This window comes from Bacteroides sp. 224 (assembly GCF_010500995.1).
GTDB lineage: Bacteria > Bacteroidota > Bacteroidia > Bacteroidales > Bacteroidaceae > Bacteroides.
The window spans coordinates 69,040-81,463 of the sequence record NZ_QVMK01000008.1 but is presented as its reverse complement, the minus strand read 5'-3'; the positions used below and the strand labels follow the sequence as shown (position 1 = coordinate 81,463).

The window sequence follows — 12,424 nt, the reverse complement described above, 5'->3', positions numbered from 1 at the left end:
GTTTATTTGTTAACTGATTGATTGTCAACCATAAAGATAATAAATAAAACGGAGATTACCCATTCTTTTTAAACTTTTCTTATCCCGAACTCAGGTTATAAAGTCATTATCGAAATAGAAACTTACTTTTTCTGTATATCTCTCCTTATAGGCTATTAATGTACCTACTTTCCGGTTCCATAAAAACACATCAAGATTTTGTATCATTATTGTTCCTCCTTACTCTTTTGGGAATGAGTTTGTTTATTTTTTTAAGTGCCATTGGCGGCATGGGCAACTCAGGCAGTAAATCACTTATACGTTGCTCCATGCCTATTATCCGCAACAGTGATATGAAATTATTCAGGGTCATATTCTGATTGACGCCCTGTTCAAAATGGCTTATTGTCGCAAGACTAACACCGGATTTCTCCGCCATTTCCTTTTGACTCATCCGTGCGGCAAGCCTGTACTCCTTTATGCGCTTCGCTAAAAGTAGCATAATATCTTGGTTGGTAATATAGTCTGTATTATTCATATATGGTATAATATTACTATTTAATCACAAATTAAATAAATAATATCCATATATTACTATTATTATGGGATTTTCTTCTTATCTCGTAAGAAGTCATTCAGATCCTTATAGAGCGGATATGCAGCAAAGATATTTTGTACTTTACCACCCAACAATTCTTGCAGGGTATCCACAACCCGCCTTCCGGCATCGTCATTGTCGAGATAACAATGAATGACTTCATATTTTTTAATGGGCTCGATGGTAACGATATTATATCGTCTATTATGGATGCTTTCTTTGTAGTGTTTACTATTGCTAGCTTTAATAATGCCAAATATTTCACTTCCTGTTTCAAAAAGGAATTCAATAAAACTCCTTCTGAATACCAGAGTGTTTCGAAAAATCGCACATGCTTTTGAATTTAAAAAGCGGTTTCTGTCACAAATACAGCTCATATTTGTGACAGAAGATAAAAATTAATACTTTATTTTTTTGTTCAGTCACAAATAAATAATAAATTTGTGACAAAAGGAGGTGAACATGGATAATGTAGCATCAAAAATAGAAAAAAGAATTGAATCATTAGGAAAGGGAAGTATCTTCTTTCCGGATGATTTTATAGACCTTGGCTCTTCTGATGCCATAAGGCAAACTTTGGTGCGATTATGCAAAGAAGAGAAAATCGTAAGGATTGCCCAAGGAATATATTGCTATCCCAAAGTGGATGAAGAATTAGGGCTAGGCATACTTATGCCATCACTTGATGATGTAGCAAACGCCTTAGCAAAGAGAGATAAGGCAAGAATTGTACCTACAGGAATATATGCATTGAATGTGTTAGGACTTTCCACACAGGTTCCCATGAACTATGTTTATCTGACCGACGGTTCCGCAAGACACCTTGAAATGTACAATGGAAGGAAAATAACATTCAAACGTACAACTCCCAAAAATTTGGCATTTACAAGCAAACTGGCTATGCTGATTACCTTTGCACTTAAAGCATTGGGAAAGGAGAACCTGGAAGAAGAAAACATTAAAAAGATCCATGAACTATTAAAGCATGAGCCGAAAGAGTCACTCATAAAAGACTTGCCACTTATGCCTGTTTGGATCAGGAATTTAATAACTAGCACCTATGAATAATTATTTCAAACTTACAAAAGACCAACAACAAAAAGTGCTTCAGGCAGCAGAAAATAAAATCGGGTTGCCGGCGCAAGCTATCGAAAAGGACATTTGGGTAACTGCCATGCTCCAGATAACTTTCAGTCTTTCATTTGCCACCAATTTAACATTCAAGGGTGGGACTTCAATTTCAAAGGTATGGGGATTAATAAACAGATTTTCAGAAGACATAGACCTTGCTGTAGATCCTGCAAAATTTGGAATGAAAGGAGATTTAACCAAAAAACAGATAAAGAAACTTAGAAAAAGTTCGTCTCTTTTTGTAAAAGATGAATTCTATCCGGAACTGAATAAGGCAATAAAGGAATGTGGCTTGGGGGATTTGTGCACCATAGAGGTAGAACCCAATGGTAAGGAAAACAATACCTATCCAGAACCTCGAAAAATATGGATAAAATATGAGAGTGTTTTACCAACCGAACTGGATTATCTGAAAACTGTCGTTATGTTGGAAATCGGTGCACGCTCACTGATGGAACCATACGAGACAACTAAAGTACAAAGCATGGTTGAGAAAGAATTTCCAACCATAGAAACAACTCTCATAGATTCAGAAATAAATACCGCCATAGCTGGGAAAACTTTTTTAGAAAAGGCATTTCTACTACATGAACTGTTTTCTATAAAAGGGCATGGAGAAAAAGCTAACAGAAAATCCCGACACATGTATGACTTGGCAATAATGATGGAGAAGAATTTTGCAAAAGAAGCCATCAAGAATGACCAGCTATGGGAAACAATACGACACCATAGGGAAATATTCACATCTGTAAAAGATATAGACTATAACCCTGATATAAGAAAAAGAATAGTTCTTGTACCTGGTGACGACATACTGACAGTATGGGAAAAGGATTATTCAGACATGCAAACATCTATGATATATGGAGAAAAACCGAAATTCAGTACTATAATAGAAAGGATGAAGGAATTGGAAATGTTATTCAGAGGCACAGAGTAGCAACAAGCTCCCGGAGGAAAGGAGCTTGTTTTAGAAGTCAGAAGCGTTCAATCAGATTTTCTTCTTATTTCGTAAGAAGTCATTCAGGTCTTTATAGAGCGGATATGCAGCAAACATATCCTGTACTTTACTACCCAACAATTCTTGCAGGGTGTCCACAACTCGTCTTCCGGCATCATCATTGTCGAGATAACAATGAATGACTTCATATTTTTTAATGGGTTCGATGCCCCTGCTAATATTACCGACCGAGTTCAGAATAATATAATCCGGAGTTTCGCTCCCTTCAGTTATTCTTCCTAATTTCACTAATGTCAGATAGGAGAGGTAATCCATAAAACCCTCAAACAGGCAACAGCAATCCCGTTTTAATCTATCCGCCTTTCGGATAATGGATATATCCTTCGGTGCAATACAACCTTTAAAATAAGGATTGCGGATTTCATATCCACCGGCTATATTCGGAAAGGCTACAGCGAAATATTCTTTTTTATAACAGGCATAATGAACCTCCTTACATTCGCATTCCCCAATATTCAAATCAATACCACGGGATTGCAGATATGATTTCAATGCTTCATGATTCAAGTCTACCACTTTTACATTTCTAAACTGATCCGTTAGCCGTTCTCCATTCGGGGATATAGGTGTTCTGACTCGGGGAGCCAGAGCCGGTGCTGCGTTCTCGATGAGTTTGAGCAGTCGGGATACGTCTTTTGATTTATAGAGCAGTTCTGCCAAATCAATGATGTCACCATTTTGAGCCGTACCAAAGTCATACCATAGATTTTTGTCTTTATTAACTTTGAATGACGGTGTTCTGTCTTCTCGATAAGGAGCACGATACCAGGCCGACTTAGCCGACTCCTTTGTTGGTGAAAAGCCGATAGCTCTCAGATAGTCTACCAGATCTATTTGTTTTATCTGAGCAATGTTCATAATGTTTCTTTGGTATTTAAGCAGTTCGACATTAATTTACCATATATAGCCCCGGAGTAAACTAAACTTGTTTCCATTCGATATTCACTCCTCATTATCAAAGGCTTTAGGTTCGTAAGAATAAGTCTTGTCTTTCTTGGTTATTACCCCTTTTCCCATCAGGTACTTGTTCAGCTCCACGCACACGTTCCGTCCCCGTTTATAACCGATGGTCTCATAACCTTTTTGCAGAGCTTTGAGCATATTCTCATAACCAACAATTGAGCCCTCCGAAAACACACTCTCCAATGCACTCACATGCTGCTCTTCCGTCAATACTTCAAAGAGAGGTTTACGTTCTGTCTCAAACGCATAGTTATCCACCAGTTCCGGCAGTGCTTCATTATTGATTTTAAAGGCGAACGGAGTAAATTCTTTTTCCCGGATATGCATAGCCTTCACTTGACTGATACTACTATCAAACGGACTTTTCGTGACCTGGAGTATGGTTTCAGCCTTATTATTTAATTCAGTACCTATGTGCCCACGGGTATTGTCATCACCTTTATTAAGATGTAGCACCGTATGGATATGCAGGTCATGCACACTAGACCACCGCATCAGGTCATTGATAAGCTCTACTGACTCACTGGGGTTGTTGATGTCGTACATGAGATCACGAATCCCATCAATTACCACAAACCCGATATTCGGATCTGTTTCCAGTGCAAGGTTAATGATCTGCCTTCTATGTTTGGGTGAATACTCTCTCAGCATAAAAAACTCCAGTCGCTCATTTTCACGGTCAGTGGGCATTCCTGCCAGAGTCAGTATTCGCTCCAACACCTTATGACAATGGCATTTACTCTGCTCTGTATCCACATACAGCACTTTATGCTTTTCTTTCGGTAAGATTGCCTTGTAGCGCAGTACCTCTTCACCTGATAATGCAGAAGCCACGATAGCCGATACGTTGAACGTTTTCTTGCTCTTCGGCTTTCCGGTCGATGCGCTGAAGTTTCCAAGCGTGGCAATGGTGATACCATCCACCTGTACTATCTCCGGCGGATAAGCATAAACATCCGTTACTCTGAGTCGGATAAACTTCAAAATCTGCTCAAAGGCACTTTCGTCTATATCTTCACCCAAACTTATCTTTTTGTTCTCAATCATGATTTGAATCTTTTTCTTTTATTCTTCCACATTCTGCATTCGTCTCTGAATGATTCCGACACACCCATTCATCCAGTTCTTGTTTATTGAAATAGATCAATTTGCCGGTCGGTTTATAATACGGTATGTCTCCATTCCTTGTCAACTTGTAAAGCTGACTATTGGATAGGTCGAGATATTCGCGTGCTTCCTTGAAGTTAAGTGTACCTTTAATGCAATAAAGGGCACTCTCTATTTTTTCCATCCGTTCGATAATATAACTTAGTTTCAATAAACAGGCGGAGCACATAGTAGAACCTCCAACATCTTCCACATTTTTCTTTTCCATTGTTACTACTTAATTTCTTTGGGGTTATGAACTAATAAAGGAATAATAAAAGCATCAATACCAGCATCAGGAATATACAATCTCCCAAAAATGATCTTATAAAACGAAACACATTTTCTTCTTTAGAAAAATTCATTTCATAAAGATGAAATAAAAGCGAGGCGATAATCAACAAAAGCACACCCATCAATAGATATGGTAAATAAGATACCACCATCATTAAAGAGTCATGTATTTGTTCCATATCGTTTGTATAATGCACACTGCTCATTGATAATCTGTTAAGAAATAAAATCTTATCTATCATCTATCCCACATTGATATCTTTCATATCCCCTTTGTTTACTGTTACCTTGGCAGGATTTTGTTTTACCCATTCCAGAAGCTCACTTCTATAAAAATAGATAGCCTTTCCACCTGGTTTATAGTGAGGTATAGCTAAGGTTCTAGTCAACTTATAAAGTTGACTTTTGGAAGCATTAAGAAAGTCGCTGGCTTCATTTAATGAAAGAATTTCCTTTGTCATAAAAAGGTGATCCTCTATGTATTTTATCCGTTTTAGAAGAATTTCTATGGGACCCAACTTTCCTATTATATCCTCCAATTGCTTCACACGTTCTGTAAGCCTAAGCTGAATCATATTTATAGAATCTGGTTCTCTCATTGGTTCCGTTTGCTCCATTTGTTGTTATTTTTTAATTGATTTAATCTTTGTTATATTGTGACCGGTTACGAAGGGCAAAATTAAAGTACGATCAAATTAAGACTACAAGATCAACATTGACACTTACCTATTACCAAGCATATTATCAGGCTTTTCTTTATTATTTAATGACTTCTTTGTTATTTCTTCAACCGACTGCTATTTGGTCAGTTTTCTCCCTAGTTGGTTTGCAAACACTTTTTACACACCATGTATTAGATTACACTTTAATAATTGCATTATTAGTGAGATGGTATACTGAATGATAAAAACTGGCTCATTCGTTAGAATTTACGGTTTCTTTTAGACAAAATATACTGTTTCACATCTTCATTCAGTTCTTTATCCGATTTATTCTTGTCACCCAAAAGCCATGCATCAATCTCTGATTTAAGAAATCGAATATGCTTTCCGTTTTTATGAAAAGGAATTTTCATTGTACTGGTCCATCCATATACCGTCTGCTCAGCTGGATGATTAGGTAGGTAGGCACACAAATCTTGCAAATTAAACCACTTGTCCGACTCTTGAGTTGGAGCCACATGCTGATTCCTCATACCGTCTATTTTCTGACTTAGTTCTGTCAGTTCATTTATCATCCATGATATTGCTCTTGGCAAATCCTCAAATTTAATATCTTCTTCATCCATGAATGTATAGATTTTCATTGTTATACTTATCGTTGATTATCTTGATTTCACCGCAAAAGAACACAAAAGAATAATGCTGATTTGCTACTGATTAATATCAACATCATTAGCATATTCGAATCATCACCTCTATTTTTTCATCACATTGATATTCAATGAATATTTAAAATGTAAAATCTACGAATGACACACTATAATGATTCATATCATAAGACGCCATTAGCCTTTCATCATATTTTCATTATCACAATAGATAAACAAGAATAAAAAAAGCCATTCACTATTTTAAGTATGAATGGCTCTGTTTTCAATTAAATCTATAATTCTTCAGTCTTTTATTTTGTCTACATCCACATTTAAATGGATTGCCTCTGTTGCATTGTTTTTCTTTTCGTCAACAACCTTACCGTAAATCTGGGTGGTTTTCACATTAGTATGCCCTAACATTTTACTAACCGTATAAATATCAGTACCTCCTGCCAATTGCAAAGTAGCATAGGTATGTCGAAAGCAATGAAAAGTAATGTTCCTTGTGATACCAGCAGATTTGATCCATTGTTTCAAAGGTCTGGAAATTCAGGATGGATCTGGCAAATCCGGGAAGACTAGATACTCCGGTTTTCGTGGCTCACCACATAATTTATAAGCCTGTTCTGAAATCGGCATATATTCCACCCCTTTAGTCTTCTGCTGCGTAAAATTCAACCTATACTCATCACCATCCTTTTGTATTTCTTCCCATTTCAGCTTTTGAATATCGCAATGACGAAGACCGGTAAGTGCAGAAAACAGCGCAGCTCGCTTCATAACAAACTTATCACACGGAGTAATCGCCAGCTTGTTCAACTCCTCTGCTGTCAAGTATTCACGTCGACTTTCTTGCCCTCTTATACCTTTTGATTTAGATGCCAAATCTATCGTCAGATAACCGTCAATAAACGCCTGCTTCAAGGCTGCTTTAAAAATAGAAAAGTAAGTAGAAGCCGTATTTAAAGAAATGATTCCACTCTTATTTCCACCCTGTGGTGCAGTGATAAGGAATCTTTTGAATTCTTCAATCAAATGAATATCCATTTGGGCAAAAAGTATAGTATCACCTTGGATAAAAATCTTAAGCAGTTCATAAACCCTTTCCCAGTTTACGACAATGGATTCAGAGTTCGTTTTGTGCCGCCGAGCACTTTCCTGTTTAAAATACTCAATGAAGTTACACTGAGAACGTTCATTTTGTTCCGCTTGAGCAGCTTCAGCGTCTGTAAAAAGAAAGGCATTATCATATTCTCTTTGACGGATATCTCTGATTTTGTCAGCATAGACACAAGTTTGCTGGTCTACGTTTGACTTACATTGAATAATACCATTCACATCACGCTTCGGCCTATAAGAAACTGTACCGTCAGAACCAGTACGAGCTTTCCTATTCTTATCCCATAAAGGAGTAGATATAGATCGATTGATATATTCACGAACACGTGTAGGCTTTTTATTACCTTGTTCATACACTGGGTAAGCTTCAAGATACAGATGCCATACTTCATAGTTCGTAGACTTACGAAGCTTGACAGAAACACGAGTGTGATCAAATGCTTTTTTCATACTCTACATCATTTATACAGATTATCAATTTCAGACTTTGGCACATATACATAATTCCCTATCTGACGAGTAGGAATGCTATACTTGCGAATATGTAGATAAACGGTACTATCATCCATATGAAACTTCTCTGCAATTTCACCGATAGTATAGCAATTTTCCGGCTCCATATTATAAAGTTTCGGCAATCGCTTTACATCATTGTTTGCAAAATTCCGCTTAGGAAAATACTCATCTAATTCCTGTCGTCTAATCCTAATAAGATGCTTTCCTAAATTAATACTTGGTATCTTTCCACTGCGTATATATTGGTAAAGAGAAGTTCTTCCAACCGAATACATAGCCATAGCTTCTTTAACCGTAATATACTCACGTGTATCATCTACCTTCTCAGCAATTTTACTTAAAGCTTCATTCTTCAACACTTCCGCTTTACGACGTTTATAAGCTTTCTGAGTACACTTATTGCTGCAATACCTGGACTCTATCGTCTTTGCAAGAAATGGCATTCCGCACACCTCACAACGTCTTTCTATTTGAAATTTAGCTTTGGCCATATCATCATTACTTTAGTCTAATTATGCGCATATTTAGAGATACGTATCATATCGTACAACATTATCACCTTTTTCGTACAGATACAAATAAGGTACAAATATAAGCGAAACATGCGAATATAACAATACATATAACAAAATATATAAAACAGAAAATGGGGCATAACTCATTGAGTTACACCCCATTCATCTATTTACAGCTATCGTTACCTATCGATAATTATCCGCTCTATTTGACTTCTTCAAAATCAGCATCCTGCACATTATCTCCATCATTCGAAGAACCTCCATTACTCTGTCCTGCATTCATGTCAGGTCCTGCTTCCGCTCCTGGCTGCGCACCACTTTGGTTATACATTTCAGCGCTTGCAGCTTGGAAAGCAGCATTTAATTCAGCCGTTGCAGTATCAATTGTAGCTAAATCTTGTGCTTTGTGGGCATCTTTCAATTTATTCAAGGCAGCTTCAATTGGAGCCTTCTTATCAGCAGGCAATTTATCACCCAATTCTTCCAGTTGTTTTTCTGTCTGGAATATCATGCTATCAGCCTGATTCAGCTTATCAATTTTTTCACGTTCTTTCTTATCAGCTTCAGCATTAGCTTCGGCTTCGGCTTTCATTTTTTCAATTTCTTCCTTACTCAAGCCACTGGATGCTTCAATACGAATAGCTTGTTCTTTACCAGTAGCCTTATCTTTTGCAGAAACTTTCAAGATACCATTGGCATCAATATCGAATGTAACTTCAATTTGAGGAACACCACGGCGCGCAGGAGCAATACCAGCTAAATTAAATTGGCCTATTGATTTATTCTGATTTGCCATCGGACGCTCACCCTGAAGAACATGAATTGTTACTTCTGATTGGTTATCTACAGCAGTTGAATACACCTCTGTTTTACGAGCAGGAATTGTAGTATTTGCATCAATCATCTTAGTCATTACACCACCAAGAGTTTCGATACCCATTGAAAGCGGAGTAACATCCAACAATACTACACCTTTAATCTCATCTGTTAAAACTGCACCTTGCACAGCAGCACCAACAGCTACTACTTCATCCGGATTTACACCTTTTGAAGGAGCTTTTCCAAAGAAATCTTCCACCAACTTCTGTACAGCAGGAATACGCGAAGATCCACCAACAAGAATTACTTCATCAATATCCGAATTACCTAAACCTGCATGGTCCATAGCTTTTTTACAAGGCTCCAAACAAGCTTGAATCAATCCATGAGCCAAAGATTCAAATTTAGCACGAGTCAGAGTTTTCACTAAATGCTTAGGAACACCATCTACCGGCATAATGTAGGGCAGGTTAATTTCAGTACTTGTTGAAGAAGACAATTCAATTTTTGCTTTTTCGGCAGCTTCTTTCAAACGCTGAAGCGCCATCGGATCTTTAGTCAAATCAGCACCTTCATCATTCTTAAACTCTTGAGCCAACCAATCGATAATTACCTGATCAAAGTCGTCACCACCTAAGTGAGTATCACCATTTGTAGAAAGTACTTCAAACACACCACCACCAAATTCAAGGATAGAGATATCGAATGTACCACCACCAAGATCGAACACAGCTATTTTCATATCTTTGTGAGCTTTGTCTAATCCATAAGCCAAAGCTGCTGCAGTAGGTTCATTTACAATACGTTTCACTTCTAATCCTGCAATCTGACCAGCTTCTTTAGTAGCTTGACGTTGTGAATCCGAGAAGTAAGCAGGCACAGTTATTACAGCCTCAGTAACTTCCTGACCCAAATAATCTTCAGCAGTCTTTTTCATTTTTTGAAGAATCATTGCTGAGATTTCTTGTGGAGTGTATAAACGTCCATCAATATCTACACGTGGCATATTATTTTGGTTTACTACTTTGTAAGGCACACGCGAAATTTCTTTTTGCACCTGTTCCCAATTCTCGCCCATAAAACGTTTAATTGAGAATACAGTTCTTTGAGGATTTGTGATAGCTTGACGCTTAGCAGGATCACCTACTTTACGTTCGCCACCATCTACAAATGCTACAATAGAAGGAGTAGTACGTTTTCCTTCGCTGTTAGCAATCACTACAGGCTCGTTACCTTCAAATACAGAAACACAAGAGTTTGTAGTACCTAAGTCAATTCCAATTATTTTTCCCATAATTTTATATTTTAATATTTCGTTTATAATCTCATTATTTCGGTCTAAAGTAGACGCCATTATAGAAACAAACCCTATGCCAAAACAAATTCCGCAGAAAGAATGTTTTTTCGGCAGATTATTTTATTATCTGCAGTTATACAATGACAGTTTTTATGACAGAAAGTCAGAAAAAAGCAAAAATATTATAGAAAAGACCAATTAATCTACATTTAACTCAAAACTTACAGCTATTTTTGCTCTATAACTATATATTTTAAAATATCATGAAAAGTAATCCGCAAGAGTGTTTATACTGCCAAAACAATGAAACACTGCATAATTTAATGATTGAAATTGCTCCTTTAAGCGTTTCACGTGTATTCTTATTTAAAGAACAAACTTATCACGGCCGCTGCTTAGTAGCATACAAAGATCATGTAAACGATTTGTTCGAGTTAAGCGACGAAGATAGAAACGCATTTATGGCAGACGTTACTCGCGTTACCCGTGCCATGGATAAAGTTTTTCAGCCCGAAAAGATTAACTATGGAGCATACTCAGATAAATTATCGCACCTGCACTTCCATCTGGCACCTAAATATGTGGACGGTCCCGATTATGGAGCAACTTTCCAAATGAATCCGGGAAAGGTTTATCTGACAGATGCAGAATATCAAGATATGATAGTAAAAATTAAAGAGGCTCTATAAGCCTCTTTTTTATTATTCATCTGTACCATCGAAATCAAAGTCAAAATCAAAATCATCCAGAAACTCAGGAGCAGTAAAGTCTTCCAAGCTGCGTCTATCTTTCTTGGTTGGCCTCCCCATTCCACGAGCTCTACCTACAAAGCCACTTACTTTACTCATTTCAAGTAACTCGTATTGCTCTGGAGTAGTCACATTTTCCATCATCTCAGGTACAAGCTTCGCCCCTACTCTCTTTTCTATTGCTTGCAATACTTTAAATGAATAAATAATAGGTGGCTTTTTTACCTGAATAATATCACTCGATTTCACCATTCGGGAAGGTTTCACCAAAGCACCATTCACAGTAATACGACCTTTCTTGCAAGCTTCAGCCGCAATAGTACGCGTTTTAAAGATGCGCACTGCCCACATCCATTTATCGATTCTTGCTTCCATTACTTTTTATTAAACTGATTCATTGTTATATTGATACCTGCCAGACAGAAACTTTTAACAATTTCGCCGGCCGCCTCTAAACGCTCAGGCATCGTACTCCAATCATCTTCATCAAAAGGACTCAATACATAATCTACCTGATGACCTTTAGGAAAATTATTTCCAATTCCAAAACGTAATCGGGCATAGTTTTCAGTACCTAATGTTAAAGCAATGTGCTTCAGGCCGTTATGCCCGGCATCACTTCCTTTTCCTTTTAAACGTAGAGTTCCAAAAGGCAATGCAAGATCATCCACTATAACCAAGACATTTTCCAATGGTATTTTCTCCTGCTGCATATAGTAGCGAACCGCAAAACCACTCAGATTCATGTATGTAGATGGTTTTAGCAAAATAAGCCGACGCCCCTTCAAAGGCATATCGACTACAGCACCATAACGCTTATCACTAAAAACAAGATTGGACGCCTTTGCAAGGGCGTCCAATACCATAAATCCTATATTGTGACGGGTGTTATGGTACTCAGGACCAATATTACCCAATCCTACAATCAAGTATTTCATTCTTTCAGTAGTTAGGAGTTA

15 protein-coding genes and 1 pseudogene are annotated in these 12,424 nt (G+C 37.4%); 3 read left to right on the top strand and 13 right to left on the bottom strand.

Annotated features, from left to right (window positions below; all coding sequences use genetic code 11):
* Positions 1 to 190: 190 nt before the first annotated feature.
* Both D0T60_RS06130 and D0T60_RS06125 read right to left on the bottom strand, forming a co-directional pair.
* A complete protein-coding gene (locus tag D0T60_RS06130; protein ID WP_163217271.1) occupies positions 191 to 517 on the bottom strand; it encodes a helix-turn-helix domain-containing protein in 327 nt (108 codons plus the stop codon).
* Positions 518 to 579: 62 nt separating this feature from the next.
* Positions 580 to 954 (bottom strand): toprim domain-containing protein, encoded by a 375-nt coding sequence (locus D0T60_RS06125; protein WP_163217270.1) that lies wholly within the window; start codon positions 952 to 954, stop codon positions 580 to 582.
* Between the two features lie 85 nt (positions 955 to 1,039).
* On the opposite strand from D0T60_RS06125, the gene D0T60_RS06120 reads away from it, so the two are divergent.
* Both D0T60_RS06120 and D0T60_RS06115 read left to right on the top strand, forming a co-directional pair.
* A complete protein-coding gene (locus D0T60_RS06120; RefSeq protein ID WP_163172352.1) occupies positions 1,040 to 1,645 on the top strand; it encodes a DUF6088 family protein in 606 nt (201 codons plus the stop codon).
* The gene (locus tag D0T60_RS06115) at positions 1,638 to 2,648 is read left to right on the top strand and encodes a nucleotidyl transferase AbiEii/AbiGii toxin family protein (RefSeq protein WP_163217269.1); all 1,011 of its coding nucleotides are present in this window, start codon (positions 1,638 to 1,640) and stop codon (positions 2,646 to 2,648) included. Before D0T60_RS06120 ends, D0T60_RS06115 begins: the two co-directional genes overlap by 8 nt.
* Positions 2,649 to 2,699: 51 nt before the next feature.
* Here the strand turns inward: D0T60_RS06115 and D0T60_RS06110 are convergent, their stop codons facing one another.
* From D0T60_RS06110 to dnaK, 9 genes and pseudogenes are all read right to left on the bottom strand, one after another.
* Positions 2,700 to 3,587, bottom strand: coding sequence for a toprim domain-containing protein (locus D0T60_RS06110; RefSeq protein ID WP_163217268.1), 888 nt, complete (start codon positions 3,585 to 3,587; stop codon positions 2,700 to 2,702).
* Positions 3,588 to 3,671: 84 nt separating this feature from the next.
* A complete protein-coding gene (locus D0T60_RS06105) occupies positions 3,672 to 4,739 on the bottom strand; it encodes an AAA family ATPase (protein WP_163217267.1) in 1,068 nt (355 codons plus the stop codon).
* Positions 4,732 to 5,067 (bottom strand): helix-turn-helix domain-containing protein, encoded by a 336-nt coding sequence (locus D0T60_RS06100; protein ID WP_239059502.1) that lies wholly within the window; start codon positions 5,065 to 5,067, stop codon positions 4,732 to 4,734. Before D0T60_RS06100 ends, D0T60_RS06105 begins: the two co-directional genes overlap by 8 nt.
* A gap of 31 nt (positions 5,068 to 5,098) precedes the next feature.
* The gene (locus D0T60_RS06095) at positions 5,099 to 5,311 is read right to left on the bottom strand and encodes a hypothetical protein (RefSeq protein WP_163217266.1); all 213 of its coding nucleotides are present in this window, start codon (positions 5,309 to 5,311) and stop codon (positions 5,099 to 5,101) included.
* Positions 5,312 to 5,374: 63 nt separating this feature from the next.
* Positions 5,375 to 5,749 (bottom strand): AlpA family transcriptional regulator, encoded by a 375-nt coding sequence (locus D0T60_RS06090; RefSeq protein WP_239059501.1) that lies wholly within the window; start codon positions 5,747 to 5,749, stop codon positions 5,375 to 5,377.
* A gap of 305 nt (positions 5,750 to 6,054) precedes the next feature.
* Positions 6,055 to 6,420, bottom strand: a complete 366-nt coding sequence (locus D0T60_RS06085; protein WP_163217275.1) for a helix-turn-helix domain-containing protein — start codon at positions 6,418 to 6,420, stop codon at positions 6,055 to 6,057.
* A gap of 327 nt (positions 6,421 to 6,747) precedes the next feature.
* Positions 6,748 to 8,016, bottom strand: a pseudogene (locus D0T60_RS06080) (phage integrase SAM-like domain-containing protein).
* Positions 8,017 to 8,024: 8 nt separating this feature from the next.
* Entirely contained in the window at positions 8,025 to 8,573 is a 549-nt protein-coding gene (locus tag D0T60_RS06075; RefSeq protein WP_163217265.1) for a helix-turn-helix domain-containing protein, read from the bottom strand.
* Between the two features lie 229 nt (positions 8,574 to 8,802).
* Positions 8,803 to 10,713: a molecular chaperone DnaK gene (dnaK, locus tag D0T60_RS06070; RefSeq protein ID WP_163217264.1), complete on the bottom strand. Its 1,911-nt coding sequence runs from the start codon at positions 10,711 to 10,713 to the stop codon at positions 8,803 to 8,805.
* Positions 10,714 to 10,979: 266 nt separating this feature from the next.
* Here dnaK and D0T60_RS06065 point away from each other — a divergent pair, with 266 nt between their 5' ends.
* Entirely contained in the window at positions 10,980 to 11,405 is a 426-nt protein-coding gene (locus D0T60_RS06065; RefSeq protein WP_163217263.1) for an HIT family protein, read from the top strand.
* A gap of 12 nt (positions 11,406 to 11,417) precedes the next feature.
* On the opposite strand, the gene D0T60_RS06060 is transcribed toward D0T60_RS06065, so the two are convergent.
* Both D0T60_RS06060 and pth read right to left on the bottom strand, forming a co-directional pair.
* Complete coding sequence (locus tag D0T60_RS06060; protein WP_163217262.1) at positions 11,418 to 11,840, bottom strand: RNA-binding S4 domain-containing protein; 423 nt, start codon at positions 11,838 to 11,840, stop codon at positions 11,418 to 11,420.
* Complete coding sequence (pth, locus tag D0T60_RS06055; RefSeq protein WP_163217261.1) at positions 11,840 to 12,403, bottom strand: aminoacyl-tRNA hydrolase; 564 nt, start codon at positions 12,401 to 12,403, stop codon at positions 11,840 to 11,842. Before pth ends, D0T60_RS06060 begins: the two co-directional genes overlap by 1 nt.
* Between the last annotated feature and the right edge of the window lie 21 nt (positions 12,404 to 12,424).